This is a genomic window from Selenomonas ruminantium subsp. ruminantium ATCC 12561 (genome assembly GCF_000424065.1).
GTDB classification, from domain to species: domain Bacteria; phylum Bacillota; class Negativicutes; order Selenomonadales; family Selenomonadaceae; genus Selenomonas_A; species Selenomonas_A ruminantium.
Genome location: NZ_AUJE01000010.1, coordinates 41013 through 67686, shown reverse-complemented (window position 1 = coordinate 67686; position 26674 = coordinate 41013). Strand labels below are relative to the sequence as shown.

At 47.1% G+C, this 26674-nt stretch carries 38 protein-coding genes; 1 reads left to right on the top strand and 37 read right to left on the bottom strand.

Going from position 1 to position 26674, the window contains the following annotated elements:
- Nucleotides 1-87 precede the first annotated feature (87 nt).
- Genes G598_RS18525 through G598_RS18520 form a run of 10 tightly spaced genes read right to left on the bottom strand, consistent with a single transcriptional unit; the run spans nt 88 to nt 9454 of the window.
- The gene (locus G598_RS18525) at nt 88-2703 is read right to left on the bottom strand and encodes a glycosyl hydrolase family 28-related protein (RefSeq protein ID WP_026766139.1); all 2616 of its coding nucleotides are present in this window, start codon (nt 2701-2703) and stop codon (nt 88-90) included.
- Nucleotides 2704-2716: 13 nt separating this feature from the next.
- Entirely contained in the window at nt 2717-3442 is a 726-nt protein-coding gene (locus G598_RS17215; protein ID WP_051180006.1) for a phage tail protein I, read from the bottom strand.
- On the bottom strand, nt 3435-4544 hold the full coding sequence (locus G598_RS0105795) for a baseplate assembly protein (protein ID WP_026766138.1): 1110 nt from the start codon (nt 4542-4544) through the stop codon (nt 3435-3437). The genes G598_RS17215 and G598_RS0105795 overlap by 8 nt, the downstream gene beginning before the upstream one ends.
- The gene (locus tag G598_RS0105790) at nt 4541-4858 is read right to left on the bottom strand and encodes a GPW/gp25 family protein (RefSeq protein ID WP_051180004.1); all 318 of its coding nucleotides are present in this window, start codon (nt 4856-4858) and stop codon (nt 4541-4543) included. The genes G598_RS0105795 and G598_RS0105790 overlap by 4 nt, the downstream gene beginning before the upstream one ends.
- A complete protein-coding gene (locus G598_RS0105785) occupies nt 4855-5346 on the bottom strand; it encodes a phage tail protein (RefSeq protein WP_080656957.1) in 492 nt (163 codons plus the stop codon). Before G598_RS0105785 ends, G598_RS0105790 begins: the two co-directional genes overlap by 4 nt.
- Nucleotides 5347-5352: 6 nt before the next feature.
- Nucleotides 5353-5643: a PAAR domain-containing protein gene (locus tag G598_RS0105780; protein WP_026766135.1), complete on the bottom strand. Its 291-nt coding sequence runs from the start codon at nt 5641-5643 to the stop codon at nt 5353-5355.
- 14 nt (nt 5644-5657) lie between these two features.
- On the bottom strand, nt 5658-6059 hold the full coding sequence (locus tag G598_RS0105775) for a phage baseplate assembly protein V (RefSeq protein WP_037363344.1): 402 nt from the start codon (nt 6057-6059) through the stop codon (nt 5658-5660).
- Nucleotides 6049-7059 carry a phage late control D family protein gene (locus G598_RS0105770; protein WP_026766133.1) on the bottom strand — a complete coding sequence of 337 codons (1011 nt, stop codon included), beginning with the start codon at nt 7057-7059 and terminating at the stop codon, nt 6049-6051. The genes G598_RS0105775 and G598_RS0105770 overlap by 11 nt, the downstream gene beginning before the upstream one ends.
- A gap of 6 nt (nt 7060-7065) precedes the next feature.
- Nucleotides 7066-7269, bottom strand: coding sequence for a tail protein X (locus G598_RS0105765; protein ID WP_026766132.1), 204 nt, complete (start codon nt 7267-7269; stop codon nt 7066-7068).
- The gene (locus G598_RS18520) at nt 7262-9454 is read right to left on the bottom strand and encodes a phage tail tape measure protein (RefSeq protein ID WP_051180002.1); all 2193 of its coding nucleotides are present in this window, start codon (nt 9452-9454) and stop codon (nt 7262-7264) included. Before G598_RS18520 ends, G598_RS0105765 begins: the two co-directional genes overlap by 8 nt.
- 69 nt (nt 9455-9523) lie before the next feature.
- Between G598_RS18520 and G598_RS0105755 the strand changes: the two genes are divergently transcribed.
- Nucleotides 9524-9799 carry a hypothetical protein gene (locus G598_RS0105755; RefSeq protein ID WP_026766131.1) on the top strand — a complete coding sequence of 92 codons (276 nt, stop codon included), beginning with the start codon at nt 9524-9526 and terminating at the stop codon, nt 9797-9799.
- Between the two features lie 174 nt (nt 9800-9973).
- Here the strand turns inward: G598_RS0105755 and G598_RS0105750 are convergent, their stop codons facing one another.
- The 27 genes from G598_RS0105750 to G598_RS17185 form a co-directional block, all read right to left on the bottom strand.
- Nucleotides 9974-10261, bottom strand: coding sequence for a phage tail assembly protein (locus G598_RS0105750; protein ID WP_026766130.1), 288 nt, complete (start codon nt 10259-10261; stop codon nt 9974-9976).
- Nucleotides 10262-10272: 11 nt separating this feature from the next.
- On the bottom strand, nt 10273-10797 hold the full coding sequence (locus G598_RS0105745; protein WP_026766129.1) for a phage major tail tube protein: 525 nt from the start codon (nt 10795-10797) through the stop codon (nt 10273-10275).
- A 15-nt stretch (nt 10798-10812) separates the two neighbouring features.
- Nucleotides 10813-12258, bottom strand: a complete 1446-nt coding sequence (locus G598_RS0105740; RefSeq protein WP_026766128.1) for a phage tail sheath family protein — start codon at nt 12256-12258, stop codon at nt 10813-10815.
- Entirely contained in the window at nt 12258-12509 is a 252-nt protein-coding gene (locus tag G598_RS0105735) for a hypothetical protein (protein WP_157833282.1), read from the bottom strand. The genes G598_RS0105740 and G598_RS0105735 overlap by 1 nt, the downstream gene beginning before the upstream one ends.
- A 6-nt stretch (nt 12510-12515) precedes the next feature.
- Entirely contained in the window at nt 12516-13010 is a 495-nt protein-coding gene (locus tag G598_RS0105730) for a hypothetical protein (protein ID WP_026766126.1), read from the bottom strand.
- Nucleotides 13007-13543: a phage tail protein gene (locus G598_RS0105725; RefSeq protein ID WP_026766125.1), complete on the bottom strand. Its 537-nt coding sequence runs from the start codon at nt 13541-13543 to the stop codon at nt 13007-13009. The genes G598_RS0105730 and G598_RS0105725 overlap by 4 nt, the downstream gene beginning before the upstream one ends.
- Complete coding sequence (locus tag G598_RS0105720) at nt 13540-13872, bottom strand: hypothetical protein (RefSeq protein ID WP_026766124.1); 333 nt, start codon at nt 13870-13872, stop codon at nt 13540-13542. The genes G598_RS0105725 and G598_RS0105720 overlap by 4 nt, the downstream gene beginning before the upstream one ends.
- Nucleotides 13869-14114, bottom strand: coding sequence for a hypothetical protein (locus tag G598_RS0105715; protein WP_026766123.1), 246 nt, complete (start codon nt 14112-14114; stop codon nt 13869-13871). The genes G598_RS0105720 and G598_RS0105715 overlap by 4 nt, the downstream gene beginning before the upstream one ends.
- A 5-nt stretch (nt 14115-14119) precedes the next feature.
- Nucleotides 14120-15175: a major capsid protein gene (locus G598_RS0105710; RefSeq protein WP_026766122.1), complete on the bottom strand. Its 1056-nt coding sequence runs from the start codon at nt 15173-15175 to the stop codon at nt 14120-14122.
- A gap of 18 nt (nt 15176-15193) precedes the next feature.
- On the bottom strand, nt 15194-15559 hold the full coding sequence (locus G598_RS0105705) for a head decoration protein (protein ID WP_051180000.1): 366 nt from the start codon (nt 15557-15559) through the stop codon (nt 15194-15196).
- 5 nt (nt 15560-15564) lie between these two features.
- Nucleotides 15565-16002, bottom strand: coding sequence for a hypothetical protein (locus G598_RS0105700; protein WP_026766120.1), 438 nt, complete (start codon nt 16000-16002; stop codon nt 15565-15567).
- 129 nt (nt 16003-16131) lie between these two features.
- Nucleotides 16132-16923, bottom strand: a complete 792-nt coding sequence (locus tag G598_RS17205; RefSeq protein ID WP_157833280.1) for a head maturation protease, ClpP-related — start codon at nt 16921-16923, stop codon at nt 16132-16134.
- Nucleotides 16877-18454: a phage portal protein gene (locus tag G598_RS17200; protein ID WP_245582768.1), complete on the bottom strand. Its 1578-nt coding sequence runs from the start codon at nt 18452-18454 to the stop codon at nt 16877-16879. Before G598_RS17200 ends, G598_RS17205 begins: the two co-directional genes overlap by 47 nt.
- Nucleotides 18455-18498: 44 nt before the next feature.
- Nucleotides 18499-18726, bottom strand: coding sequence for a DUF6148 family protein (locus tag G598_RS0105685; protein WP_026766119.1), 228 nt, complete (start codon nt 18724-18726; stop codon nt 18499-18501).
- 10 nt (nt 18727-18736) lie between these two features.
- Complete coding sequence (locus G598_RS17195; protein WP_037363341.1) at nt 18737-20653, bottom strand: phage terminase large subunit family protein; 1917 nt, start codon at nt 20651-20653, stop codon at nt 18737-18739.
- On the bottom strand, nt 20637-21179 hold the full coding sequence (locus tag G598_RS0105675; protein WP_026766118.1) for a hypothetical protein: 543 nt from the start codon (nt 21177-21179) through the stop codon (nt 20637-20639). Before G598_RS0105675 ends, G598_RS17195 begins: the two co-directional genes overlap by 17 nt.
- Before the next feature lie 200 nt (nt 21180-21379).
- Nucleotides 21380-21529, bottom strand: a complete 150-nt coding sequence (locus G598_RS19715) for a hypothetical protein (protein WP_157833279.1) — start codon at nt 21527-21529, stop codon at nt 21380-21382.
- A gap of 196 nt (nt 21530-21725) precedes the next feature.
- On the bottom strand, nt 21726-22247 hold the full coding sequence (locus G598_RS0105670; protein WP_026766117.1) for a hypothetical protein: 522 nt from the start codon (nt 22245-22247) through the stop codon (nt 21726-21728).
- Nucleotides 22248-22388: 141 nt separating this feature from the next.
- The gene (locus tag G598_RS0105665; RefSeq protein ID WP_026766116.1) at nt 22389-22580 is read right to left on the bottom strand and encodes a hypothetical protein; all 192 of its coding nucleotides are present in this window, start codon (nt 22578-22580) and stop codon (nt 22389-22391) included.
- Nucleotides 22577-22741 (bottom strand): hypothetical protein, encoded by a 165-nt coding sequence (locus G598_RS19710; RefSeq protein WP_157833278.1) that lies wholly within the window; start codon nt 22739-22741, stop codon nt 22577-22579. Before G598_RS19710 ends, G598_RS0105665 begins: the two co-directional genes overlap by 4 nt.
- Before the next feature lie 529 nt (nt 22742-23270).
- Complete coding sequence (locus G598_RS0105645) at nt 23271-23594, bottom strand: hypothetical protein (RefSeq protein WP_026766115.1); 324 nt, start codon at nt 23592-23594, stop codon at nt 23271-23273.
- Between the two features lie 134 nt (nt 23595-23728).
- Nucleotides 23729-23944, bottom strand: a complete 216-nt coding sequence (locus G598_RS0105635; RefSeq protein ID WP_026766114.1) for a hypothetical protein — start codon at nt 23942-23944, stop codon at nt 23729-23731.
- Nucleotides 23945-24108: 164 nt separating this feature from the next.
- Nucleotides 24109-24315, bottom strand: coding sequence for a hypothetical protein (locus tag G598_RS19705; RefSeq protein WP_157833277.1), 207 nt, complete (start codon nt 24313-24315; stop codon nt 24109-24111).
- A gap of 30 nt (nt 24316-24345) precedes the next feature.
- Complete coding sequence (locus tag G598_RS0105630) at nt 24346-25341, bottom strand: tyrosine-type recombinase/integrase (protein ID WP_051179994.1); 996 nt, start codon at nt 25339-25341, stop codon at nt 24346-24348.
- Entirely contained in the window at nt 25331-26029 is a 699-nt protein-coding gene (locus G598_RS17190; protein WP_051179991.1) for a DNA methyltransferase family protein, read from the bottom strand. The genes G598_RS0105630 and G598_RS17190 overlap by 11 nt, the downstream gene beginning before the upstream one ends.
- Nucleotides 26026-26220: a hypothetical protein gene (locus G598_RS0105620; RefSeq protein ID WP_026766112.1), complete on the bottom strand. Its 195-nt coding sequence runs from the start codon at nt 26218-26220 to the stop codon at nt 26026-26028. The genes G598_RS17190 and G598_RS0105620 overlap by 4 nt, the downstream gene beginning before the upstream one ends.
- Nucleotides 26204-26494 (bottom strand): dATP/dGTP diphosphohydrolase domain-containing protein, encoded by a 291-nt coding sequence (locus G598_RS17185; protein WP_051179989.1) that lies wholly within the window; start codon nt 26492-26494, stop codon nt 26204-26206. The genes G598_RS0105620 and G598_RS17185 overlap by 17 nt, the downstream gene beginning before the upstream one ends.
- Nucleotides 26495-26674: the final 180 nt, after the last annotated feature.

Below are 26674 nucleotides of genomic sequence, written 5' to 3'. Positions count from 1 at the left end.
CTTTTCTATTACCATTCCTTGCCACCGCCAATGGCGATGACATTGAACAAGACTCTCTGCCAAGGTTTCCAACGATTGAACGGCTCGTTATGTCGCCGAGAATGGGAATAACACAACATGTATATTAGGATTGCCCGATGGTAATGCAGTGCTAAATCTCAATGTCACAGTTAAATATGTTCCACTAGTGTCAATATCTAAATAGTATCCATTTTTTATTGCTGTCATGCCCGCTAAATTGCGAGGAACAACCATACCTGTCCAAATAACGCCCGATTCAACAGGAATGCTTGTTGTCACAGTTGTTGATGCTGTGGCTCCTTCTGGTAATTTGTTATAAAACCCGATAAAAAACTGGTTAATCTCCATTTTATATCCTGATTTTGACACTTTTTCGTAGACACCGGAGTTTATCATTTTTGTGATAAATCCATTACTGTCTATACTTTCCAGCATATTAATTGACGTATCTTCTGCAATGTAGCCATTTTGTGACTTCGGCTGATAAGTTTTATATGTTCCGTTTGATAGAGTTCCTTCTGCTCTAAAAGCCCCATACGGCAATGTTATTCGTGTCTTGCCACTATTTAGCCACGCCGTAAATGCTGACATCATCATGCCTTTTAGTAATAATGATGTATTAGAATCAGCTCCTTGTGTATCTACCACATAATCTGAGTAACTTTCGGGGATGTCTAATCTACAATTATCAATAACTATATGCCCGGATAATATTTTGAAAATATCCTGATAATACCCCCCTGAATGAATATTGCAAATCTGTAATGCTATAGATTTGAAATGCCCGTTACTATATGTGTTAATATCTTTGACTAGCAGTACAGGAGTATTAGACGTTTGACTAATCCATTCAAACCACAAGCCATCTATCTTATTACAGTCGCAATAGGTTGTCGCTAAAATAGCCGCGTTATCCGAGTAAGTATTGCCGTGAATAACCACGCTATTCGCAACGATAGCACCACTTTGTAAATAGTCTTTTTGTCTATCAACGTTAAGCCCTATGAAATTACAGCATTGACTTGCAATAATTATATTAATAAGTGATGAGTTATTTATACTTAAATTAATAATAGTATTGTCGTTGCACCCGTTGTTTGAGTCATTTCCACCACAATATGCTCCTACAGGACACCCCTTTATTGTAATGTTACTAAATAACGATAGCCACGTTGATGAAATATCTATCCCCAACTCTGACGCTCTTAATATACATATATCATGTATATTTGCCGACTCTATCCAAACGTTATTTCTGTTGCTTAAACCGATTTTTGCATTACCATCGCAATTAAGGGTTATGTTAGCTATTTCTAAATTTTTAGATACAAGGTTCTGTCCTTCTGTGTGCCCTCCATAAATTAATAAATCATCCATTGCGGACGATGATTTTAGCATTGTTGAATTTCTACCAGCTCCAATTAGTGATGTATCTGCTGATAACACAATAGGTGCCGACAGTAAATATACGCCCTTCGGGATAAAAATTGTAGCTTTATTAATCGCTATTTTTTCATTCCCAACTGCATTTGTAAAATTTCCTGCTACGGAATCAATCGCCGCCTGAATCGCCGCAGTATCATCAGTTACCCCGTCACCTTTTGCACCGAAATCCTTAACATTGACCACACCAGTATTGTAGAAACGTGGGAGTACTTCACCATCCCTAACAATATCCGCTTCTGTAACACTTGCTTGATTAGCCGCAACCTTAACATCTGCAAGTTTAATCGCATCTGTACTTAGTGTGGGCACAACAGGCGTGGCTGCAGGTGTCCCCTGTGCATACGCTACGTTGCCCGTACCGTCCACATAGATACTGTCAATTCTCGGATTGGTTGCATCTGCCGCAGCGATAGTGAGTGCCGCAATCGCCGCGATTACTATTCTTGTGCCGTTTTTCATATGTACTGTACCTCCTTCGATTGATACAGTCATATTCGGCGTGTCCTGTGCTTTTACCTGCAAGCCGCTTACTATGCCGTAGCCTGTAGCCTCCACGAGGTACTGATGAATGGAATGCCAGTTGCGGACAATCCATACTACAGTGCCGTCGTTGATGTGTTCTCCTTCGACTACGTTTGACAGGTCAAGTTCAATGGTACCGCTTATTCCTTCCTGGATGCATTCAAGATATGCCCATGCGGGGAGTCCATAGCCTGTGAAGGCATAATCGCCAACGTTGTAAGACTTATTGTATTGCGTTTCATGAATAAGCTCGGCCAGCATATCGGCTGTGACAAGTCCTGCCGGGTCAATTCTTGCTGTGATACTGGATGCATTACTGACGGCAACATTCATTGCATAGCTTACGGCAAGTTTGCCGATGTCGCTGCCGGATGGAACCCAATCCGGCTGGGTATCGATGCTTATCATGTATAGAATTTCACCAATGTCCGGATCCTGGGCAAACAATCCCCATTCACGGGCACGGAATCCTGTGGCTATACTCGATGAGGAAAGTACGCCTGTGATTTTGCAGACATCATTGGCTACAGACTTGCTGCTTATTCCCATGACGAACTTCGGACTCATCAGGTCTGTAAGGTCATCGACTGCTTCCAACGATTCTATGCCATCGCCAAGCTTAATCTTGGTAAACGTCAGTGTTGCACCGGCTTCTACTTTCAGCTGGAGTTCACGACCTACATTGGTCAGGACTCCACCACTCCAATTTGACATAATAATTTCCTCCCTATACTTCCACGCGTTTGTACGCTGAAACGTTGCTGCTGTAATAGACTTCTACAGGGCTTTCTGTATCCTGTACAGTATTCTCATAAATCTCAATCCGCTGATAGCTGACCAATGCACCGCCATAGTAAAGTACAGGATTTAGCGTTGCATCATGAATCGTTACGGGATAAACTTCATAAGCTTTAGTTACGCATGGGATTCCTCCCACATGGATGGTTCCATGTAAGTCTCGCCGAACCCCCAAGGTATCCAGCCAGCTCCTGGTGTTCTTACAGGAATCGATAAGTCGCAATACCAGTCGTATGCTATCCATATCGATGGTATCCGGAACAATGTCTACTACACGGAAATGATATGGTTCTCCATTGTACTCAAACCATTCTTCTACTTCGCCGCTTCCATATACCGCGTGAACTCCGCTTTTGACTGCAGCCTTTGTTCCTTTATGCCGATGCCATGCGATGGATTCGCGGACCAGATTGCGTTTTGCTTTCAAATCAAGACCTGGCTCGTAAAAGTCAACATGCCACTGCCAGGCAAGTGAATCAATCACAGTCTCAGGCAGTTCATCAATGCGTGCTATGATAGCAACTAATCCGATATTATCAGCCGTCAGTTGAAGCTGATGGTCAATAGAATTAGCGGCATTCTGCACAGTCGGATCACGAATGATATTCCGCGGTGTGATATCAGACAGGCTGATATCGGTTAATTTCTTAGCCATCTTCCAGACCTCCGTAGTTCACGGTTACAGAATCTGCAATCGCTACAGATTCTGCGTTTACCGTAAGGAATTCCGGTGCAGTAATCACCGCACGCTTTGCCCCTGCAGCGCGCAGACGATAATAAAGCTCAGTCGGATTGATATCACGGCCAAGCTTTGATTTCTGCCATAAGATATACGCCTCTACAGCCTTCTGTACTTCTGACTGAATACTTCTTGCCCGTGTCGCATCAGCGGTATCGATGTAATAAGATAACTCGATATCATACGATACAGCAGATGGTGCCAATACTGTTACCTTGTCCGTTAGAGGACGTACAGAATCGTCATTGAGCATCTCCTCGACGTCATGGATAATCTCTTCTCCTGGAAGACTTCCTCCTTCCAGCAAAGGATATACATAAACCTCGCCGGGGAATGGGCTGGTCACTGCTACGTCTGTAATCAGTGCCGAAGCCATTTTAGCAAAATACTCATAGGCTCCTGTTGGCCCGGCAACAGAGAATCGCTCAGGTGCTTCCTGAATGCGTGTCCGATAAGACTCATCATCCTCAATATCCGCACCACCTTCCGTTGTCGTGAGATTCACGATGCTTTCTACATACGGTACAGGGTCAACAATCGTCTTGATTTCTCCATGAATGTAGCCATTGCCGACAGCGCCGGTTTGCGTACAGGTTCCCGATGTTTCCGCTGAAAGCTCTCCTGCAAGAATAATCGTGTCCACATCTAATGAAAAGAATACATTATCTGCTGCTGCGACTCGTGTTCCTGCAGGAATCGTCACGGGAACATCCCGCACAGCAGACAGCGTAATCTGAAAGGTAGAAGTTGCGGCAGCGGCAGGGATTCGCGCTGTTCCTACCAATGCACCGATATGGTCAAGGAAATTTCCCTGAGAGTATGCCAGCAGGTTCATCTTGCCTGTGTAATTGATTAGCACGCGTTGCTGGGCAATGATGCTTGCAATACTTTCAAGAAACAATCGAACTGGGTCTGCTGTTGCCAGCGTTCGTGCTGTCAGCTCTTCATATTCCCCGATTACTGCGGATTTTATGGTATCCGTATCTGTATCAAGAAAATCAATATCTGAAATCGTCATGTATTAATCGCCACCTTTACGATTGGAATGATTTCTCCATCAGCACCATTCCCGGAAAAGCTGACCGACATAACCGTCACTCTCGGCTCATACCGCTCAACAGCCTCCACGATATCCGTGGTCAGGATAGCACCGACACGATTGGCGGGCTGGTCTACCATTCCGGTATCCATGCCGAATTCTCGATCAAGCGGTACGTCTCCACGGCTTGTAGTAAGGATAGTCCGTACATTCTGGATAATCTCTTTCAACGTTGTCGATGGAGCAAAATCTATACCATCCAATTCATTAGCTGAAATATCAAGAATCGTCATGCCCAATCTCCCTCCCGTTCTATGGTCTGTGACAGTTTCGGTTCAACGTATTCCTGCAGGGAAATGTCTACTTCCGAGGAAAGGATTGCTCCCCGGTTGTCGTAGTACTTCACAGCTTCACCGACTGAAGTAATCATCCATTTGTTTTTTCCAAATTTCTTCCCGCCAAGCGTGAAGGTGAGGACCGTTCCCTCTTCACAATATCCGACCAGCTTTTCCACTTCCAATACGGGATTCACGCCCCACTGTGCATTCAACTTTATTTTGAACGAAATGGTCTGAAGGTCGGGACCAAGATATTCCGTGAACGGCTTCTTACCGATGATGGCATGTGTTGCGGTACGGTTCTTGGCATTTCGTTGCAGGTCCTCGATGGTATGAATGTCATTCCAGGCAGAAACATGAAATGAGATATCTCCAAGAGCACCCAAACTGCCCATGCTGTTATATACGGCTAATGCCGACATCAATGAACTCCATATGCTCATGGCGTATCATCCTCCTACAAATACATTCTCGCTGCCAACAGCAACCGAACCGCCACAAGAAACTGCATCACCAATTCGTCCTGCAGCTCTTCCATTGATAAACACTGAAGAACTTCCTGAAGCAATCACACCGCTATGAGATGGATGCTCCGGGCAGGAATGAACGACATAGCTGTCCCCCACACGTCCTGCTCCTTTTCCATTGATAAAGACATTTTCGCTGGCGCTATTCAGAGTCGTTGGCGGACAGGCATCATGACCAGTATCTGCATCTCCCAAACGAGTCAATGCCGGCATCTTCATTCCTCCCCTCAGTTGATATTTACCGTAGAACCATTGATGACCACAGGGCCTTTGCATTGAATGGTCAGACCTCCTGTCCCACGATTAAATTCGATATATGAGCCATCACCAAAATCCAAACGGCGAAGCTCTGAATTCGATACAGCAGGCGGATTCTGATTGGAGTAATAAGAGCCAAGGCAAATGCCTGCATTGTGTCCGTTCGGGAGCATCAAGCAGACAACAGGTTCTCCGACATCCGGCAGCCAGAAGTGCTTGTTCTTACTGCTGCCTTGAACAAGAACCGGCAGCTTATCCGATACCAGGTCATCCTTATCTTCAAAAACGACCTTCACCGCCATCTCATTAGGAAATACTACGGACACGCGACCAACACGGATGAAATTCTTGATATGTGAATCAATAGCCATCCAGGCACCTCCTAAAATCTACGTTCATCGTATAGCCATTACCAATGCTGTGAGAGCATTTTGTGATGATGTACTTTCCATCGAAAGCATGGAATCCATGAAACATGACGGTGTTTCCCGCCAGCATCATGGATGAACCTACACATGACAATCCTATCGTCACTTCTTCGCAATTCTTTTCTCGGAGTTTCTTTTTAGCCAGCTTTTCCGCTGCCGCGATATTTTCCACCTGCTCATTTACTTCCAGGACTTTTCCTTTTTTCTTATCATCCGGAGTAAAGGTGTATTCGATGGTCTCACCGCTCTTTGTATTGGCATACTTCACGTGGCAGGACTTATACACATCTCTTGTCTTGGAACGGATATTATAGGACAGCAGGTCTGCTTCCTCTCGTTCCACTGTCCCCACTGGCTCACGGGCCTCATAAGTCACGACATCGAAGATAACCAATTTGTTATCTGTAACCTTCAAGGAAAAACCTGCATCTTTACAGATGCGCTGAAGGAAGGACAAGTCCGATTCTTCAGTCTGCTCAGCACGTTCCAACTCCGGATCATCCGATACATCGTAGAAAAGTTCCATGCCTGCATTGTCCGCGATATCTTTGGCAATAACCGACAGCTTGGTTTTCTCCCAGCTCCGATTCCGCTCAATGCCTCGAAGCGTATTGTTGTCGGGGACAGATACCGCTTTGATTTTGACCTCATGCGGAAGTCCGGTCAGCTCAATTTCATCCACTTCGAAAAGCCCGATATCCAGTTTTTCCCTGCCGTTTTTCTTCCAGTTATTCGTGATGATTCCCACGGTCAGGAGTGCTCCCTTTTCCGGCAGCCAATCTCCTTCCCAAAGTTCTGCCATATCTTCCAGCGTCAGACTGATGTCATCCGCTTCGCCATCCATCACATCATTGTAGTCGAAAGATTTCAGATACACTGCCAAATCTTCAGAGATATCCTTGTTGTCGTACTGGATACTGATTGATGCACTACGTGCCTGCATCTGACATCACCTCTTCCATGGCGGCAGATTTTCGGGTATTGGTGTCTTGATGGACGGCAGGGTAAGCTCAACACCCGCAGGGAAAATAACGATGCCCAGATACGCCGGATTAGCCTCCATCAGAAGGGCCGTATACCATTCTCCGCCCAGCTTTCGGTAAGCGATATCATCCCACTCATCTCCTGACACCGTGATATAGGTATTAGGCATAGCTTACACGTCCTCTCTGATGCTGAATACGGGACAAGGCCCGTTCAACCACCGCATCAATATTCTGCTGAATCTCCACCGCAGTAGAATGGTCAGCATTCCCCTGTATGGTAACAGGGATGGAAAGGGATACATTCAAGGATTCACCACCACCAGTCAACCCCATCATTTCACCTGTGCGCCGCCACAAGGACTCTGCACGACGTGACCCGTCAATCGGGATAGCCGCTTCAGGAGATGTCTCCGCAAATGTCGTGAGGAAAGCGCCTTGGCCATAGATACCACCAGTAGCGTTCGAATCAATGCCGGCATTGTCGTAGTCATCGCCACCGGCAGAAACACCTTGATTGATATGACGAACAATGACGTCTATCGGATGAGCAAGGAATTCCCGAAGGTTTTCCCATGCGGATTTGATGGTCTCAATCTTATCTGCTACATATTGCTCTGCCGCATTCATTGCACTGCTGATGGTATCATAAGCGGAATTGAATGCCCATACTGCAGTATTGTATACGGCTTCCCATGCAGCTATTACTGCGGCACGAAACCCTTCATTTGTATTCCAAAGATAGAAAAGCCCTGCTGCCAACGCAGCTACTGCCGCAATGACAAGACCAAGTGGATTGAGCATCATGACCGTATTCAGAAGTGCTTGCGCCGCAGCGGCAGAACGCAGGACAACGCTCAGCATACTGAACGCCTGGATAGCGGATTGCAGGATAATAAAGCCCTTATAGGCAACTACTGCCGCACCGACAATCCCTGCCACCGCCGCGATATTCTGAAGAAGTTCCTGATGAGTCTGAACAAACTGTGTTGCCTGGTCAATAGCATTAGCCATACCTTCTACCACGTTTTTCACAGCAGGAAGGAACAAACTGCCAAGATTGATGGCTGTCCTGCTGACTGCATTTTTTAGAAGATTCATGGAGTTCTCTGTCGTCTCGCATCGTGCATCAAATTCCGATTGCATGGAACCTGCATATTTGCTGGCGTCTGCTACCTTGTTGAAGTTATCCTGCAATGCATCTAAATTACTTAGTAATGGAGAAATAGCTCCAATAGACTCCTTGCCGAACAAATCCGCTAATACAGTAGCCTGCTGATATTTATCAAGCTTTTGGATTGCTTTGAACACATCTATAATGGCGCCCCTTGCATCTTTCTGCATTCTCTGGGCCATCGTTACAGCATTCAACCCCAATGACTTAAATGCTGCCGCCTGTGATTTTGTAGCACCTTCGCCAGCAACCATACCGAGTATTAAGTTTTTGATGCCTGTTGCTGCTACATCAGACTGAACACCAGTACCAACCATTGAAGCACCTAATGCTGCAATTTCGCCAGATGCTACACCACCAATTTCTCCTAACGGGCCAATACGGGTAACAACATCAGAAATCAAAGGTGCAGCTGCGGCGGTCGTGTTGCCAAGATAGTTAATCTTATCGGCCAAACTGATCACATCAGTCTGATTAAGCTTGAATGCGGTACGCCATTTTGCCATCATATCGCCAGCCTGCTCTGCCGTGATATCAAAGGCTACCCCCATCTTAGCGGCGGCTTCTGCAAAAGAAAGCAAATCTTTACGAGCAATGCCAGACTGACCACCTGCAGCCACAATCTTGGCAATATCTTCTGCTGTCATCGGCAGTGTCTTGGTCAGATTAAGGATATCATTCTGCATATCCTTGAACTGCTGAGGACTATCAAAGTCCACCACCTTCCGCACATCCGCCATGACGGATTCGAAGTGCATCGCCTGTTCTGTGGATTGCTTTAAGATATCATAGACAGGAGCCGCTACTGCAATCAGGCCTTTATACTTGCTGATGGCTCCTGCGATTCCGTCAAACATGCCACCGCCACCATCGTCAAGCTTTCCTTTTGCCTGTTTTGCCTGCTGCATGGATGCATCCCCCAGAGCTTTGTTGTACTCTTTAAGGTTTGCCTTCATTTCAGCCATTCGTTTCTTGTAAGTAGCTTCACTCATACCACCAGCTTTGAATGCCTGGTCCAACATCTTCTGCGCCCGTTCTGTTTCCTGAATGGCCGTCTTCAGCTTGGCTGCCTCCGACTTTATCTTGCCGAAACTCTGAGCCGCCGTCTTTGCCGAACTACCGAAACTGCTGTCCAGCACGCCTTTCAGCGCAAAGACCATGGCCATTTCTTTTGTTGCCATATTTCCTCCTCCTTTCTTCACAAATATTCAAACCATTATGCTATAATAAGAACAGGGAGGTGTTCTTATATGCTAGAAGGATTTCTCATTGCATTGGTACTCTGTGTGCTTTGGTCCATCCCATTCTTCAAATTCATCATCAAGTTTCTGCTGACCATTATGGTCGGCTTGGTTGCTTACTATATCATCGGAGATACATGGTCTTCCATGGGAACAGGTCTCTTTTTGTTCCTGCTTGCCCTCTGTATCCTCATCGCATCTACACTCGGTTATCTATATGCCCGCCTACAGCGCTGGTATTTTACCAAATACCCGGAACGCAAGCCATCAGGGCTTAATTGGTAAAAATACAAGACTCCAGTCAGAATTTCTGGCTGGAGTTTTGTATTTCAAGGACAGTCTCTACCCATGGGAATAGTTCCCGTACAGGCATGGCCATCCAATATGATATCGGCGTATAGGTCGCCCGCGATAATCCGATAGCCGTCTGCCGCAGAGTCCTGCTGATATCCTCCACATTCAGCCCTTGTCGGATAAAAAATCCTGCGCCGCCTTCGTGATTTTCATGAAGTCTTTCGCAGGCAAGGCCTTGATGACATTGATGCTCACCTTAGCAGCCTCCGCCGAGACATTCGCCTGGAAGTCCATAGAAAGCGCCGGCAGGAGGTTATCCATATAAGCAGCATTATCAGACAGGCCAGCTCTGGCCTTCAGTAGGTCAGCACCAGTAAGCCCATCGAAATCAAAATCCAGTTCCTGATATTCCTGCCCATCTACCGTGATGGGCTTTTTCAGCTTCAGTTTCATTACATCCTCCATTACAAGCCAAGAGCCTGACGAATCTCAGCCATGTAATCCGTGCCATTGACATAGAATACACGGGCAAGCTTGTCAATCTCAATCTTGGTCTTTCCGTCATACGATACCTTGATGTATACACATTCCATCGAGTTCTTGGACTCGGTGGTGGAACTGGTCTCGAATTTACCAAGTTCCATGGTCTTCGGAAGTGCGCGAACCTTGATAATGACAGGAATCTGATGAATGCGGCCCGTAGCACTGTCATAATGTGCCTGAGCGCCGCGCATCTCAAGGTCATGCGCCTTTGGCGCAGAAAGCTCCGTCAGGTCAGCGTTGATGGTTCTCCAGTTGATTTCCAGTCCCATGGAACTTGTCATACCCATGGTCGGCATATCTACCTCACCGGCAATTCCTGGTCCTTTGATGGTATCCGACAGATACTCAATATTCGGCAGTGTAATATCTGCTGTACCAAGAAGCTGGTCGCCGTCCTTGAACACGGTATAGTCGGTCAGTTTATCTCGTACTGCATTATATGGCATAGCTTATCCCTCCCTTCATTCCTCAAACAGTGTCTTCACATAGTTCGTATCGTATTCCTGTACAAATTCGATATCGCGTGCAGGAGACGGCGGCGTATAGTAAACATGAAAACGGATGATGCCATCCATCAGCTCCGTGACGGTATTCTCATCCTCACGGAATTCCACACGCCCACCAAGCAGGTAACCTCGTGCCACCAAGCCGTTCAGCCAGATATTGGCCGAATCCACGATAGTAGCAATCAGGCGCTTGTTCGTCGGCTCATCGATTTTCGACCAAAAGGTCGTAATCAGCGTATTGTTTACCCAGCAGAACATACGACGAAGAGCGATAAATGCATCTTTCACATCCGTATTGCCCGGGTAACAGCTCGTGCGATTGCCCCATGCTACCCATCCACCTTCATTGATGGCCGTGACAATCCCCTGACCATTGAGATACGCTCCCGTCTCGACATCCAGCACAATTTCCGTGCCGTCATCCAACACCGTAGAATCACATTTCAGCGACTCATTGGACGGGGACTTGAATGGAATGTCGTTGTTATTTCCATCCGTTACACCGATGACACCTGCCAGCTGAGTGGACAGATGGTATTTCCTGCCACTGAGGGACACCTTGGGCCAGCAGGCAACCAGCTGCAGATCTACGAAATTATTCTGATTCTTCCATGCAGGGGCGTCGGTATATTTCGTAACTTCCGTAGCAGAAATATCCGCGAGTGCCACTGCTTCAAAACGGGCATTGATTTTCGTGGACTTCGCCACCATGACCGCGGCGACTTCACTGTTATGGGACCAGCCGGGTGCAAGGATAAGCCCCGGAATAAGGCCGAACTTCGGATAGACCTGAGCTACACACTCAAGCCCCATGTAAGCTCCCGTAGAGGTATCAACACCACCTACAATATCGGAGGACTCTACCTTTGATGCATCTACGGCATCATACGTGACATGGATGCTCGTTGCACTTTCCAGGCTGCCGCCATCCAGTGCCGTGATGACAAGCTCACCATCTGAATCATAGCCTGCTGTATAATCTACGTTCAGCGTCTTCGCATCACCGTCTGCCGTTGCCTTGACCTGTAATGTGCTCAGAATAACGGGTGCATTTACCTTACCGATCTTATCCGTCATCGTAACCGTAGCATCCGTTACCGTCTCTTTATGGATTGACGGGTCGAGAACGTTGATGAATACGACCGGAGCCACATTGAAGAGCGAGAAATGGGACTTCATAAATTCACAGAGCGTGTACTTTCCCCATTCCTCCGAATAGCCAAAGGCTTCTACAGCCTCATCGTACTTATAGCAAAGTACCGGAGTATTCGGTTTGGCAGCAGATTCAGCCAAATGAACCGGTGCCGTACCTACAACTACAGGAAGTCCTGCATTGACCTGTGTCATCGGAATGAGCGATGTTGGAACCTCACTGCCGTAAATACCATGTTTATATGCCATTATGCTTCACCTCCTAAAATCTGCTGACACGCCAGATACTGCGGCGTGCCCGGCGTTTCCATCTTCGCCTTTGCCGTGGCAATATCCGACAACGGGACAACCAGCTGACGGATTAAGGGATACGTCTTGGAAAGCTCTCCGAAAACAGAGCTGATATCCCCACGATAGACACGATACTGAACCAATCCATGCTTGCGGACATTCGGCCCGATATACATCGACTGGGTCACAGTATTCGTTCGTTTCGCCATTTTCATTCACCTCGTTTTGTAATATACATCGTTAATCAGCGCACGGTTGATGCTCATTCCAGGCAGTCCGACCGTATAGGTAAGCTCCATATAAGCCCACCATTCCGGCCAAGGCTGGTCTTCGGGAATAATGGTCTTGACCGGCATCTGCAGCATAAATAATTCGGCAATGATTGGATTCTGCTCCAACACTTGCCGAACATATTCCATAATGTGATAAAGCTCCAAATGACCATTTTCCATGTCGCTGTTATAAGTGACTGCCAAAAGCTGCAACTTTACCTGTGAATCCTCATGCGTGTCGGTAATCTCCACAGGACGGATGACGATACATGGGTCTTGTTTGGCTTTTTCCTGAGCGGTTAATTTCTTCGGCAGGAATCCATCACGGATGGTAATACCATTGCCAGCAGTCTTTTCATCCGTTGGCGTGAAATCACTGGAATCAAACTTCTCCTGAAGAAATTCAGACAATGCCTTTGCACAAGCAATTGGTGTCATATCAATCGCTCCAATCTTACAGAAATCTCATGAGAAAGCCTTGTCTCCATGACCTCCTTCATACGGTCGGATACGGATTCGGACACATGCCTCTCTCCTGCCATCTGCGGGACAGATGGACCAAATTCCCTCTGAATCGGCAGCCTTGATTCTGACGCTCGATGATAGATGCCTGCACGACCTGTTCCAACAAAGAAGGAATGTGGCAGGCTCCCGCCGCCTCCCCGTTTTACCTGGGCAAAGACACCATGTTTGGAAATTCTTGTTCGGAATTTCATCAGGTCAATCGGTGAACCTTTCACAGTAAGAGATGCTTGAAGCAATCCACCTCTCGCCTTCTTCATCGTCATCTTCCCCTTAACCGTTGAGGCAGGGATGATATACTGCTCACGGATTCCTTTGGACAGTGCGGTCCTTCCTCCGAGGATTGCTCGATTCATTGCGGCAGCCTGCGCCAGTTCTAACTGCAAAGGACAAAGTCCCAGCAATCGTTTTGCCTTTTCGATATCCTTCAAATCCACCTCAAGACTCATAGTGCATCCACCTCCAGCGTGAGTGTTGTAATGCCCATGTCCTCCACCACATCAGCCACGCGGTACATCTCTCCGTCCACCTGAATGACATTGCCATGCACGACCTGTACAGGCATATCCTTTGTTTTGATATGCAGGATAACTGTGTGGCCATGCATGCTGTCAAACTCCGGCGTATTTCTGGGATTTAGCAGAAGCTCCTTAGTGGTCAGTCCTTGAAATACAGCATTTACCATAATGCCATTGATTTCATGTGCGGAAGAAAACTCCTCTGCATTGATGAAAATATCCAGGTCATCCCCTTCCGCAAGCTCCTTGAATGTGCTCATTTTTTCTTGCCTTTCTTAACGCTGGCAACAGGGTCAGCAACAGGAAGAACAGCATCTTCTATTGCCGTATTGACCTGCTCCTGTTTTGGAGCAGCAGCTTCGACAACTTTTTCTTCCACTGCTTCAACGACACCTTCAACAATGAGACGCTTTGCATCCTGCTCCTGAAGGTCGATTACATCACCTACAGAGTAAAGATTCGTCTTATGCGATACATAGCCGCGAATAATCCTTACATTCATACGGGTCACGCTTTCGCTTTGATGTATACCCAGTCATCCATGAACTCAGGAGCCAGCAGAAAACGGCTGTATACCGTGAGGCTCATCGTGTTAGAGTTTTTGGATGCGGCGTATTTCGGAACATACAAACCGGAGTAGGTTTCAAAGCCGGTTTCCTCATCGTTGATAAGGTTTACGGCACCATGGAGCTGACGGCCACGACCCGGTACACCGACGATAACATCATTATCGCCCAGGAACGGAACCACGTTGCCGCTGTCATCCAGATAAGTTTCCATATAGGCGAACACTTCCAGATTGAGGCTTGCGATGAAACCGATACGCATAACCTGGGGAGAAGTGATGCGCGGCTGAATGCTCATCAGAGCCAGATTGTTATTGTTCGGAACAGACAACCACTTCATGATTTCCGTGTTACCAAGCAAATACGCGCCGATGTTCTTACCAACCAAGGCAACTGTCGGAACCATGCCCGCATTTTCCTGCACCATTTCGGATGCATTCTTAATATCGGCATAGATGGTAGCACCTGCCTGATCCCATTCGGTCGTCGGGGTAATGATCTGAACAGTACCGAATGAGATGGTAGCTACCTTAGCGGTTACCCCGTCATCAGCATAGCCGTTAATGGTGTAAGCGCCGGTTTTCAGCACTTCTGCAGCCATCTGATTTTTACGATTCAGAATCATGGCCTGCAGTTCTGCAAGGTCACGAGCCTGAATTTCAGTAGCACGCTGGGCGGCAGTCTTTGCGGAATAGATGCTTTCACCAAAGCCACGCTGTTCGATGTCTTCCGGGGATACCGTGCGACGGGGAGCAACCATGGGCGGCTCGTAAATGTTCACGTTGGAACCTTCGCGGGAAACGTTAAGGCCCTTAGCGCCTTCAACAACAAACGGGGCCAGACGGCGATTACCTTTGCGGTATTCGACCATAATCTTACTGGTCACAGCCGGAGTCGGGATATTCGGGAAAAACGTATCAACAAGCGTCGTAGCAGGAGCTTTGATTCGCTCCATTGCCTGCATCAAGGATACAGTATCTTTAAGTTCAATAGCCATTAGTGTAGCCTCCTTTGCTTACTTTTCGGAAGAAAGATAAATGCCAACGGAACGCAGTTCTTCTTCATGCGCACCAACCGTATCGCCAGTAACAGCGATAAGGGCCTCACGGTTAAAGTAACCAGAAGTAAATACGGTACCAACCTTATCGGCCGTAGCTGCGTTAATATCTTCGGCAGCTACAAATACTGCAACGCCAGCCGGGTCATCACCGGAAGCAGCCGGAGTAGCAATAACTTTGCCATTAGCGTCAAAGCTCAACAGAGCGCCGCGCTTTACGTTCTCGCCGGATTTAACGGTTACATTCTTCGTGAATACTTCTTTTTCGGGGCCCGCGAAAAGACCATCAAAGGTTACGCCGGCCATTGTTTCCATACCTGCCATATTTCTCAACCTCTTTTCTGATTCGCCAGATTAACAACTTCATCGATGGCGGCCTGCTTTTTATCGGCGGACGTAGCCTTTGGGGCGGACGGGCTGACCTGCTGCGCACCGGATTCCATTTCATCTTTAATCAGATTTTTAATAGCATCCAGAACTTTGGTCTGTTCATCCTGCTGTGCTCCATCCTCGCGAAGAGCATCGATAAACGGCTTAACCTGTTCAACAGTAGAGCCATTTGTTTTTGCGGCGTTTACCATCTTCGTGACAACGCCATTTTTGTGGTCATCGAGAGCGTCAAGCGCCAGCAGGCGTTCACGTTCTGCCACAACAGGGTCCTTGGCTTCATCCTGCACACCACCGAGAGCCTGCGGCTCTGCCGGTGCCTGTTCAGATTCCATGCCAAGGAGGTTCTTGATTTTTTCAAGCAAATCCTTATTTTCCATAGGATTTTCCTCACTTTCTTTACCACCTAAAATCCCGCTCAAAATTTAACCTACAATTCTTAAACCTAGTATTTATAAGGGGTTACAGTATTTCAAGTACGATTTTAGGGCTTTGTAGGTTAAGTTTTATTACCCTACAGAAAAACGCCGTGAAGCCTTGGTATTATTGAGTTCTTGGCGTAGGGTAAAAAATCTCCGGGATTTTAGGTTACCATTTTCGGCACTTTGAGGGCTTTTTTTGCCCTTATGACCAGAAATTCTGTTCATAATTGCCGCTACTTCTTTCCCCCGTTTGAATCGGGACAAATCGCAGGATACTGAGTTCATAATCAGCATGCCATCTTTCAGGCTGTTTACGATTTCGGTATCCGAATCAAGCTGGTCAACAAAACCATAATCGAGGGCTTCCTGAGCCGTCATCCACGTTTCATCGTCCATCTTATGCTTGATTTGCGTGTCGGACAGATTCGCGCAACGCTTTTTATAGACGTTGACGATAGTCTGTCGTACCGTGTCGAGCTGTTTCGCATAATCGCTTAGGTCTTTGGCACCGTAGTAACCACACATCGCCCCTTTTGGATTGTGAATCATAAAAAGGGCATTGTCAGGCATTATGACCGTATCACCTGCACAAGTGATAATGGTGGCAGCACTGGCCGCCAGGCCATCAATACGCATCGTGACATGTCCAGCGTAAGACTTTAACTGATTATAGATAGCTTGCGCGGCGAATACATCCCCGCCCGGGCTATTAACTCGTACAGTAAGGTCCTTACCATTCAAGGCTTTCAGGTCATCGGCGAACTGCTTGGGAGTGACTTCATCGCCCCACCAAGTCGTATCCGCGATTTCCCCATAGATAAACATTTCTGCATTATCCGCTTCGGCCTCGTTCTTTATTTGCCAGAACTTCTTCATCATTATCACCTCCTTCCGTAGGTATCGCTGACGCGGCGCCATTATCAGTTATCCCCGCGGCAGACATAAGCGACTGCTCGTAAGCTAACTGTTCTATGTTCTCCTCATAATCGGAGCCGGTCATTTCGGCCGCCTCACGTTCACGAGTAGACAACCCATACTGTACTCTCAAATGGGAACCTTTTACATCCTTCACCGGGTCAAGGATACTCATGGTCGGGCCGAACCATTCCGCATTGCACCATGCTTTTCGGATAACAGGGTCATCAAAGAATCCGGGAGCGTCAATTCGCCCCAGCGCTACTGCTTCCGCGAGCCATACTTCGTATACCGGCTGGCAGAAATCTCGGGCGAACCATATCCGCCGTTGCTTGTACTCATCCCAAGCCTGCAGCAGGGCCGCCCGCGATGCACTGTAGGAACTGGTGAACGATTTCATCAACACTTCATAGGGCTGACCTAATGCCGCGCCCACCTGTTTCAGCAGGGCCTCCATGAAAATCCCAAAGGTTGACTGCGCGTTGCTGGCATCCACACTTTTCACGTCCACACCACTAGGCAAGGCATTCAATGTGCCGGGACCCAGCGCATAATCGCCAACATCCACCACAGGAGCGCCGGGGGCATTCTCAAACGAATTTCCCAGCACATCATTCAACGTACTGCCAGAGGGCGTCTCGGTAAAGAACAACGAAAAGAATGACTTCACGATAGCGCTAGCCAGTTCTGCCGTTGTATAGCGTGAAGTTTGTTTCAGTGTCTCAATTACCGGCGCAAGGTAAGGTACGCCGCGATATTGATCGGCGCGGGTGTCATGGCAAATCTGCAGAATGTTAGGCATCCCTGTAATCTCACCGGACGCTTTGACCTTAATCCACTGCGTTACACCGTCGATATCGTTGTAATCATACGGCACCTTATTTGACACCCAGTAGCCGTCTATGGTACCATCTGCGTCAACTTCAACGCCGGATATAATTCGATGGCCCGGCGTTGGCGCATTCATTTCGACGCTGGTGTAATTCGTCAGCCCCGAGTCAAGCGGGTTACTCACCCGATTCGCCTCTAATAACTGCAGCCGCAAAGAATACGGTGCCATCTGCGTAGGCATCTTACGGCGAAATAACGCGAAGGCATCGCCATCTGTCAGATAGGACAGATACGCGATATGCTGAAGGTCGTAAAAGTTGTTGCGGCGATATATGTCGCAATCCTTCGACCCCGCCCATAATTGGAATTCCGCCCGCGCTTTGCGGGTCCACTCCTTCGCCTTCTCGGGAGACAGCCCCAGCAGTTTAGCATTCGGCCGTGGGAACAACGTCAACCCTGTTCCCACGGCATGCGTAGCACTTGAATAGATGGCCGCTGCGCCTATTGGCGTATTGATGGCCTCATCGGCCGCCCGGTTCCGCAAAGTTTTCAGGTTCCAATCAATATCACTTTTACTGGATAACTTCATGGGATTCCAGGCTTTCAATATATTGCTTGTCTGGGACGCACCGCCTTCGGAATATCCGCTATTACGGATGCGCATTTTCTGTTTTGCGGTTATTTTTTTTCGTCGTCGTGCCAACCATCTCACTTCCCATCTATAAACAACACTCGCTTACTTCTGCCGGTATTACTTACTTCCACACCATCAATAGTAGCGCCGCCATCAATCAACGCATCTATCGCTTTACGGATTTCAGCGAGACTGGCACGGGTCAGCGTGCGATTGCCAATCGTATAGGACTGACCGGATAGAACAGCTCTCTCAGCTTCCAGATACATCTCTAGCCGTCGATTCTGTATTACATTTGCCATTTATCTCACCTCACCATATATTTGTTCGCTTTGTCGTCCGTCTTGGTCGCTGATTCCTTGCAGGCTCACTTGTCGATTGTCGGGCGGTTTTTTTCTCCGTCACTTTTCCTTTAACTGCCATCTGCAGTCGCTCCCAGTCAGGACGACAGGATTGCATGGCTGCTAGATTATACACGCGAAGGTCAAGCGGCTCATTACGGACACCCGCCGTTGTCTCCCAAACGGTATGCAGTACGCCGTTTTTCTTGACTTGTCGTTTATGCTCTGAAATAATGCCCTTGAAATACAGCTGGTCGTACCCTCTGTATTCAAGCCCGGCATCACCATCAAGCGGAAAATGGAAGTACGACGGCCCTGGAGCTTCGATGGCCAGCCGATTCATGACCTGCTGTTTGCCATCGTCAACGCCAAGAATCATAAGCGCCACGGGGGAATTGTTCGCCTTGGTCACTTTATAGACAAGCGGAAGCCCCGGGCCACCCTGACCTTTGATAGGTACGCGCTGCTTGCTCCAATTCTTCTGACAGTATCGATAGACATTGCCCGTATAGTGACCGCCGGAATCAATGAATGTACGCGTGATATTCAATCCCATGCCGTTCTTGAAGTAATAGGTACGATCAAGGACTTCATCAAGTGCATCCCAAGTTTCCTGTTTATCCGGAGTGCCAAGAATAATGCCGCGGGCAATTCCCCATGATTCCTCTCCTGCCCCCCATCCGCAGATTTCATACTCAAGGCGATTGTCCTGCGTATCCACGGAGGCGGTCAGCATCAGAACACCATCGGGAAGTTCTGCACCATATTGTTCGCGTCTGCGAACAAATACCTCCTCATCCGCAAAAGCACCAGCTTGCCGATAAGGTTCACCAAAACGGGTATTTACCACTACCTGCTCTCTTGTTGGGTCTCCTTTGGCCTCCAGCCATTCCCGCATGATTTCTGCCCAGGGAATCCATGGAGAAGAAAACGCATTGACGAAAAAAGAGCGAATTCCGTTCTTTATTGCCACAGGATTCTGTGCAACATACTTCTGCGAAGACGACTTCAGCTCGTTCTCGTCAAATAAAAAACCGCAATCCGGGCAACTCCATTTCACGGAATCGATGGTTACGGTTGTTCTTCCCTGTGCATCCTTATGCTCAGAGTATTCGGTTTTGATATCGATATAGCGTATGGTATGCCATTCGCCACAGTTGGGACACTGATACTGCCATTCCTCCTGTGTACCAGCAAGATATTCGGAGGCGATGCGACTGCTGTCCTCATTCGTTGGAGTCGAGAACAGGCCCATGACTCTGTTCCAAAACGTAGTCATACGCTTGGATGCAAGGTCTACCGGGTCACCTTCAGTACCAGCAGAATCAGGGAAACGGTCAACCTCATCACAAAGCAGGATTCGTACTGGCCGGGATGCAAGCCCTGCCGGAGAATTGGCCCCGCACATGATAAGACGGCCGCCGGGGAACAGCTTTGACAGGATGGTATTGTTACCGTCCCTTGTCTTGGCACCCTGTTTCACAGCATCCTCTTTCACATTGTAAAAGAGATGGGACAAAACCTTTGTATCCCTCAGCATAGGAGAGATACGAGTTTTCGAATAATCCTGCGCCATATCAATCGTCGGCTGCACCATCATAATGGCACACGGGTCAAGATGAGCAAATCTGCCGATAACATTGTTCATAATATCCGACTTGCCTATCTGTGACGATGACATGACCACTACTCGGTGAATGCCGGGCTGAGTAAAGGCATCCATGATGTCCTTTTGGTACGGAGCCCGACTGGTTTTCCATCGTCCCGGTTCTGCAGCCCCCTGTGACAAAATTCGATAACTATCCGCCCATGTACTGACTTCCGTCTTAGGCAGAGGTTTCAGGCCCTTCTGACTTACATACCGCCATAACTCATTCGCGGTCTTCATCGGAATCACCCTCCTCGACCTCAGATACAAACAGCTCCGGGGAATACTCAGCGAGCTCTGCCAACTGGGCCTCTATTTCTTTTGTCATGAGCGTATATATGTCTTCCTTCGTTCGTCCTTCCAGCTGTGGGGCCAGCTTAGCAGGCAACCCCAATAGCTGCGTGCGAAGGTTGGAATACATTTCAGTCATTACCAGTTCTACAGTCTTGGCGTCATAGACGGAGCGTTCCATCTTCTGAAGTTTGATTTCAGCGATTTCGCGCTTTGTACGTTCATGCAATGCCTTTTCTGCCATATAGTCAGGCCCGTCTTCCCCATCAGAACTGCCAGACGAAGAACCATTCTTCATACGAACATAATTCTTCACACTCTGAACGAGGAAAACACCGCCCCGCGTATCGTCATCATCACGAATCACAACGCCTTCCTTAATGAGTCCATAGATACGGCCTGCAGTCACGCCGATAGCCTTGGCCATATTCGCCTGACTGACTGTAATTTTCCGTGGGTCTTCCGAGACTTTCATGGGATTTTCCTCCTTTCACAAGTGATTTCACTTATATATTTGATTTTCCGCGTTAAATGATATGTTTCCATACATTTAAGCTATAAATACATCGCTAGCTATAAAAAAAATACATATCTAAACAATTATCGGGCCGCGAGCGAGCGCCCGACCGCCCCCAGGCTGAAAGAACCTAAAAATTTCACTGGTCTGTCATGTCTTTACTCTGCAGAACGCATGAGCGCCGCCGCCCGCTTGACTGACAACTTACGGAATGACCGACACTGTCGCCGCACATAGTATAATTCGTGCTTCACACACAGCTGACTCTCGTTGTACTCACAGTCCTCATTGCCACAGTAGACCTTCAACCACCACTCACCACCTTGCTTTTACGCATACGAAAAGAGAGAACCAGCCTCAGCTAATGCTCTCTTGCCGAACTTCTATTTCTTTCAGGGATGAAATCCATGCCGCCAAATGGCTACACTTTTTCCATGTGACTATTATATCACAGTTTTTTTGCAGTAATGTTGCATCTTTATTTCACAGATATATCGCACCGCTTTAGATTGCATCTGCTCCATAAAGCACTATGCTCATCTTCGCAATCAATGCCTTGCGGTTTCTCCAGATGGTTGTCCTATCACAATGCATCTGCTGTTCTATCTCCCGCTGACTCTTGCCCTCGAAATAAATCATGGGGATTATTTTATAATATTCCTGGTCTTTGACATAATCCAAGGCTACCTCGATTTCCTGTACTTCCTTGGTGTCTCGATACAGGCACTCGGTCAGCCTAAATATTTTTTCCTGTCGCAATTCTTCCAAATCCCTCTCTGGAGCTTTCCCACTATGACTCTGAAATATCACGATGTCGGCTGACCTTCCTAAATCCTCATGGGCAATATCTTTGATGTCCGCCTCATACCGCTTGATATTCGCTTTTAATTCCGGGTAAGCACGCAAGCGCCGTTCTGTCGCCTGATAAAAACTCTTAGTCTGTTTCTTCCCCTCGTTGATGACTTCTCTCGAAGCCGTTTTGATAAGCTGTAAAATCTGCTGTAAGTCTTCTTTCGATAATGCCATTTTGTTTTCTCCTCCGATGTCCCTGAAATATTGGCTTTTTCTCCATGGCTACATCATTTATATAATATTTTATCATTTATAGCGAATACTGTCCTACATTCAAGCATAAAAAGGCGGCATTTTCAGCCGCCCACTCGTGTTTTATTCTGTTTTCAGCATGCGGTCCGCCCGTGCTGGGTCAGATTTCAAAATCTTGGCGAATAGTCGGATTTTCTCCCACTCGCTGTCCGATGCTCGCAGCTGGTGCTGTTTGCGAGGAATGCCCTCCGGCGCTGTAGCCTTACGACCTGCTCCTTCACGGACGCCGCCCCAGCTATTTTTATTTTCGCTCATGCCTTATTCCTCCATTTCGCATACGCCAACACCGCCCACATGAATGAGCATGCCCCCAGTACGCCCCAATCCAACAGGTCAAAATCTACAATAGATTTCCCTGCCAATGTTGCTACGCTGGCAATCGTACAAAAAGCTACTCCAATATCTGCTTTTCTCATAGCTCCCCGATGTGATATAATAGATTTGACCGACAGAGGGCTTTCGCCCCCTGCCTGTACTCTAGGTTGTGTTACTTATCCCATTTGTGTATTACGTTTGCGACCGTTGCTACACTTGCGATAATCAGCACAACCTTTTGTATTAGGTCTAGGTAATCTATTATCTCCATCGGCTTCACCTCCTCTCTTTCTATGATTTAATTATATCACCTTAACTTGTTTTTGTCAACACTTTTTCAAATGAATTTATAAATACTTTCGCCCGCAGGCCCTTATTTTTCAAGACTTGCGGGCTTTTTCATTTTCCCTTCTGTTTTTGAATTTTCTTCCGTCTTCTCCGTTTGAAGATATGTTTCCATGGCTGGATGCGGAACAATACACGTTTCAGCATCTAATCGCCACCTTTTCCGACTGCCACAATGCTTTAGCATATTGTTTGCGGCGCCTACCCCTGGCATCGCCTTGGTATTCTCTGAAATAGTCGCAATGCATTCTATTCCAAAAAACAGCCGCTTTGTTGTGGTATCTCCTAATCATTTATAGCCATCGCCTCGCCCGTCAACAAATCTTCCAAAAACATTCGCCCCAGTTCATCTGCAAAAAAATCGTCATAATCTAAAACATCTAAACCTCCAGGCGTAAACATGACTTCGCGGTTTCTATCCGAGCATTGAAGCATGAATCGCTCATTCAGTTTCTTGCCGAACAGCGCCGCGATTACTTCCATCTTGTTCGACTTATCCTTATAGTGCCACCGAATGATTTCAAGCGCACCATCCAGCACCTGTTTTTGCCGTTCCTGCAAAAGTTCGCCATTTTTGCCAAGCAGCTTATCAAAATTATTCTCTGACATCTTTCGCCCTCTCTACTATATCTCATCATATATTAGTACAAGCAAAGCCGCTATAAATCCCCGGCAGAATTGCTCACTGTCGCCTGCGAGTGTTCCTACTACTGCCGCTATCGCCAGCACTATTATTGGCCTTTTCATTCATCATCAACTTCTTTCCGTCCTGTTATTAAATCAGCCAACACACTATCCATAATTATTAGGCTGTTACCATTCTTGCCTGATTGCCACCATACTACACCGCACGATTCAAATGAGTAGATATTGTTATTCACATCATCTTTGATTTTGAAATATTCGCCCAGTTTTTTGCCAAACCTTTGGGCGATTTCTCCCATTTTATTTTCCTTCATTGTCAGCTCTCCAATGCTCACACCCAAAAGCTACGGGTGATAAATGTTTTCGTAGCCCCATTCCAATTAAAATGCCATGAAATCTGCAAGCACCTGCAGACTTCTTATCAGCTATCTGTCCTTCAGTCTCTACACAGCGAAAATTTCTGCAATAATAACAGCATTTATTCATTACTCTTCCGCTCCTCATGCTCCATTCTCAGCCACCCCAACCGCCCACGCAGGCAATCATAGCCATTACCTGGGATATCACAGCATTTACCATTGAAGTGGCTACATGCTGCGCATGATTCTATGTGTCTATCCAGCCAGCAGGCCAGTTCTTCATCGGTCATACTTTCCAGCCATTGACAATTATTTCTTATGTCCATTTTTTCTCCTGTGCAAAATCTCTTATCCCTCTACCCGCAATATTTTTCATGAGCCGCCTTTACGTCTTCCTGGGCAACAGCTGTGTAAATCATCGTCGTGTTTATGCTTGTATGCCCCAGCATTTTTTGAATGAGTTCTACCTTCATCCCTTTGCGTGATGCCCAAGATGCGGTTGTTCTCCTAAATCTATGCGGATGGACATTCATTACTCCAGCCTCCCGGCCTAATTCCCTGATTTTCACTTCAATGCGGCTTATCCCTAGCCGGTTATGCGGTTTTTGGGAATCCACGAACAATGCAGGATTGTCATCGTCGCGCGTTTCAAGATATTTTTTCATATACAGGCGTGCTACTTCGTTAAGATAACATACTCTTTCTTTGCTACCTTTACCGAATACAATAACCTCACCTTTGTCAAAATCAATCTGACTGCGGTTTAGCTGACTCATTTCTGTGACTCGACAACCTGTGCTTAATAAAAACTCCAGCATCGCCCTTGTTCTTATGTCGCTTGCTTTATATCGTAACTGCTCTATTTCGCCAGTACTGAACGGTAATTTTATCTTTTTGTCGCTCTTTATTTTCTTGCAACGTCTCGTTGGATTTTTGATGATAATTTCGTTATCCGTCATCCAACCAAAAAAGCTGCTCATCACCCTGCGACAATTATCTGCATTCCCTTTGCTTGAAGTCTGTATCAACATAGCCAAAAAGCACTGAATATCAACCGTCGTTATTTGTGTAACCGGCTTTTTGATGAATTTATCCATGCGGAGTAGTACCGATTTGTAAAATTTCAGGCTCCTAACCGCCAGCCCTTCGACGCTTTTTGCTACGATGAAATTTTTTATAAGGTTTACGTTCGTCTGCTCAACCGGCACGATATTGGCTTCTGCCAATTTTATTTCTAACGGCATGACGCGGGTATACAATACTTGTTTTAACAGCCCCATCTGCTCATCAGACAGTTCCCCATGCATATCGTTCACGATATCGACTACCAACCTCTCCTTCTCAGACAGCAATGTTGTCCCTCCTATCTCTAAAACACCATAAATCCAGTACATACACCGGCGTATACCATTGTTCCCATGCTTTCATTGCCAAAGCATCACCCAGCTTTACTACCGCCGGAAGACCATACAGTGAAAAGTGCAGGTAGCTCATGCAGGCACATCGCCTATCAATATCCCCAGCATGAATCAGCAACTGCCTTGACGGGTCAAATCCTGCCGCCCGCATCGCTTCCGCAAAGCCCAACACCATAACACCACCACCCACGGCAGGCTCATTTAGCGTAATATGTCCGTCGCGTTCTATGATTTTCTTAGCCTCAGCCTCGTCAAATGCCATTTTCGCGCTAAGTGCCGCTACACTTCCAGGTGTAAAGAACTGCCCCGTCTGTTTGCTATGTATTTCCAATTCCATGAACACTCTTGCCAGAATATCCACATACCTACCCTGCTTATGATATTTTTCCATTACTACAATCAGCATTCCTAACATACGCCCTAGCCGTTCAATTTCCTTCGGCTTATATTTCTTTTGGACGGTATTGATTTTTTCAGCCAATTCTTTTTGCCTGGTTATCTCAAAAGCATGCATGGTAGATAATGCTGCCAGCTCTACAAAATCAGAAAACACCTCATAGCTGTTCAAGCCCACAAAAGACTGTATAGCCTTAATGAATTCGGCTATATCCTTGGCTATCATCCAACCACCTTCTCATCATTTTTCCTGTACAGACAATGCCAAAATATCGGCTCAAAATATTTGCATTCCGGACAATGGGTCATGTGAACCGCGCCGCCCGTCCAGAGACAGGCAACTGCGGTAAATACCAACTGGCCACAAAAGCCGCAACGCTCAATTTCCGGCGTTGTATTTTTAATCTCCCTCTCCATATTCGTTCCTGCTTGTACAGAACGCCATCATCAGCCGCATACTGGCGTTGATTAAGTGTGGCTCGCTCCTATCGCCTTTACGATAAAGATTGATGTGCCGCATTGCCCTGGCCAGATGTTCGTCCGTGGGGATTGTTCGCCATGTCTCCCCTGGATGCTTCACTGCGCCAGCTGTCAGTCCCACGGCGATTTCATCCAGCCACATTGCAGAAATATAGCGGTATTCATTGTTTTCGCTATCCTGTGGGAACTCCTGATTTTTCTTTTCGTCCATTATTTACGTCCGCCCTTCTCTTTCCACACTCGGTAAAAGCATATAATCGTTGCCGGCAGGCAAAACAAAAAGCCTGCCAGCGCCGCCCACAAATTACTCTCCGTCATACAATTCCCCTGTCAACCTCGCAGAATCGTCCGAATACCTCTCAAACGATTTCACCCGCATAAATACTGGCTT

What these genes read in the sequence shown, in the direction of transcription:
- G598_RS18525 (WP_026766139.1), bottom strand. Translation starts at nt 2,703, where the DNA reads ATGTCAAATTGGAGTGGTGGAGTCCTGACCAATGTAGGTCGTGAACTC.
- G598_RS17215 (WP_051180006.1), bottom strand. Translation starts at nt 3,442, where the DNA reads ATGGCTAAGAAATTAACCGATATCAGCCTGTCTGATATCACACCGCGG.
- G598_RS0105795 (WP_026766138.1), bottom strand. Translation starts at nt 4,544, where the DNA reads ATGACGATTTCAGATATTGATTTTCTTGATACAGATACGGATACCATA.
- G598_RS0105790 (WP_051180004.1), bottom strand. Translation starts at nt 4,858, where the DNA reads ATGACGATTCTTGATATTTCAGCTAATGAATTGGATGGTATAGATTTT.
- G598_RS0105785 (WP_080656957.1), bottom strand. Translation starts at nt 5,346, where the DNA reads ATGAGCATATGGAGTTCATTGATGTCGGCATTAGCCGTATATAACAGC.
- G598_RS0105780 (WP_026766135.1), bottom strand. Translation starts at nt 5,643, where the DNA reads ATGCCGGCATTGACTCGTTTGGGAGATGCAGATACTGGTCATGATGCC.
- G598_RS0105775 (WP_037363344.1), bottom strand. Translation starts at nt 6,059, where the DNA reads ATGGCTATTGATTCACATATCAAGAATTTCATCCGTGTTGGTCGCGTG.
- G598_RS0105770 (WP_026766133.1), bottom strand. Translation starts at nt 7,059, where the DNA reads ATGCAGGCACGTAGTGCATCAATCAGTATCCAGTACGACAACAAGGAT.
- G598_RS0105765 (WP_026766132.1), bottom strand. Translation starts at nt 7,269, where the DNA reads ATGCCTAATACCTATATCACGGTGTCAGGAGATGAGTGGGATGATATC.
- G598_RS18520 (WP_051180002.1), bottom strand. Translation starts at nt 9,454, where the DNA reads ATGGCAACAAAAGAAATGGCCATGGTCTTTGCGCTGAAAGGCGTGCTG.
- G598_RS0105755 (WP_026766131.1), top strand. Translation starts at nt 9,524, where the DNA reads ATGCTAGAAGGATTTCTCATTGCATTGGTACTCTGTGTGCTTTGGTCC.
- G598_RS0105750 (WP_026766130.1), bottom strand. Translation starts at nt 10,261, where the DNA reads ATGAAACTGAAGCTGAAAAAGCCCATCACGGTAGATGGGCAGGAATAT.
- G598_RS0105745 (WP_026766129.1), bottom strand. Translation starts at nt 10,797, where the DNA reads ATGCCATATAATGCAGTACGAGATAAACTGACCGACTATACCGTGTTC.
- G598_RS0105740 (WP_026766128.1), bottom strand. Translation starts at nt 12,258, where the DNA reads ATGGCATATAAACATGGTATTTACGGCAGTGAGGTTCCAACATCGCTC.
- G598_RS0105735 (WP_157833282.1), bottom strand. Translation starts at nt 12,509, where the DNA reads ATGGCGAAACGAACGAATACTGTGACCCAGTCGATGTATATCGGGCCG.
- G598_RS0105730 (WP_026766126.1), bottom strand. Translation starts at nt 13,010, where the DNA reads ATGACACCAATTGCTTGTGCAAAGGCATTGTCTGAATTTCTTCAGGAG.
- G598_RS0105725 (WP_026766125.1), bottom strand. Translation starts at nt 13,543, where the DNA reads ATGAGTCTTGAGGTGGATTTGAAGGATATCGAAAAGGCAAAACGATTG.
- G598_RS0105720 (WP_026766124.1), bottom strand. Translation starts at nt 13,872, where the DNA reads ATGAGCACATTCAAGGAGCTTGCGGAAGGGGATGACCTGGATATTTTC.
- G598_RS0105715 (WP_026766123.1), bottom strand. Translation starts at nt 14,114, where the DNA reads ATGAATGTAAGGATTATTCGCGGCTATGTATCGCATAAGACGAATCTT.
- G598_RS0105710 (WP_026766122.1), bottom strand. Translation starts at nt 15,175, where the DNA reads ATGGCTATTGAACTTAAAGATACTGTATCCTTGATGCAGGCAATGGAG.
- G598_RS0105705 (WP_051180000.1), bottom strand. Translation starts at nt 15,559, where the DNA reads ATGGCAGGTATGGAAACAATGGCCGGCGTAACCTTTGATGGTCTTTTC.
- G598_RS0105700 (WP_026766120.1), bottom strand. Translation starts at nt 16,002, where the DNA reads ATGGAAAATAAGGATTTGCTTGAAAAAATCAAGAACCTCCTTGGCATG.
- G598_RS17205 (WP_157833280.1), bottom strand. Translation starts at nt 16,923, where the DNA reads ATGATGAAGAAGTTCTGGCAAATAAAGAACGAGGCCGAAGCGGATAAT.
- G598_RS17200 (WP_245582768.1), bottom strand. Translation starts at nt 18,454, where the DNA reads ATGCGCATCCGTAATAGCGGATATTCCGAAGGCGGTGCGTCCCAGACA.
- G598_RS0105685 (WP_026766119.1), bottom strand. Translation starts at nt 18,726, where the DNA reads ATGGCAAATGTAATACAGAATCGACGGCTAGAGATGTATCTGGAAGCT.
- G598_RS17195 (WP_037363341.1), bottom strand. Translation starts at nt 20,653, where the DNA reads ATGAAGACCGCGAATGAGTTATGGCGGTATGTAAGTCAGAAGGGCCTG.
- G598_RS0105675 (WP_026766118.1), bottom strand. Translation starts at nt 21,179, where the DNA reads ATGAAAGTCTCGGAAGACCCACGGAAAATTACAGTCAGTCAGGCGAAT.
- G598_RS0105670 (WP_026766117.1), bottom strand. Translation starts at nt 22,247, where the DNA reads ATGGCATTATCGAAAGAAGACTTACAGCAGATTTTACAGCTTATCAAA.
- G598_RS0105665 (WP_026766116.1), bottom strand. Translation starts at nt 22,580, where the DNA reads ATGAGCGAAAATAAAAATAGCTGGGGCGGCGTCCGTGAAGGAGCAGGT.
- G598_RS19710 (WP_157833278.1), bottom strand. Translation starts at nt 22,741, where the DNA reads ATGAGAAAAGCAGATATTGGAGTAGCTTTTTGTACGATTGCCAGCGTA.
- G598_RS0105645 (WP_026766115.1), bottom strand. Translation starts at nt 23,594, where the DNA reads ATGTCAGAGAATAATTTTGATAAGCTGCTTGGCAAAAATGGCGAACTT.
- G598_RS0105635 (WP_026766114.1), bottom strand. Translation starts at nt 23,944, where the DNA reads ATGAAGGAAAATAAAATGGGAGAAATCGCCCAAAGGTTTGGCAAAAAA.
- G598_RS19705 (WP_157833277.1), bottom strand. Translation starts at nt 24,315, where the DNA reads ATGGACATAAGAAATAATTGTCAATGGCTGGAAAGTATGACCGATGAA.
- G598_RS17190 (WP_051179991.1), bottom strand. Translation starts at nt 26,029, where the DNA reads ATGATAGCCAAGGATATAGCCGAATTCATTAAGGCTATACAGTCTTTT.
- G598_RS0105620 (WP_026766112.1), bottom strand. Translation starts at nt 26,220, where the DNA reads ATGGAGAGGGAGATTAAAAATACAACGCCGGAAATTGAGCGTTGCGGC.
- G598_RS17185 (WP_051179989.1), bottom strand. Translation starts at nt 26,494, where the DNA reads ATGGACGAAAAGAAAAATCAGGAGTTCCCACAGGATAGCGAAAACAAT.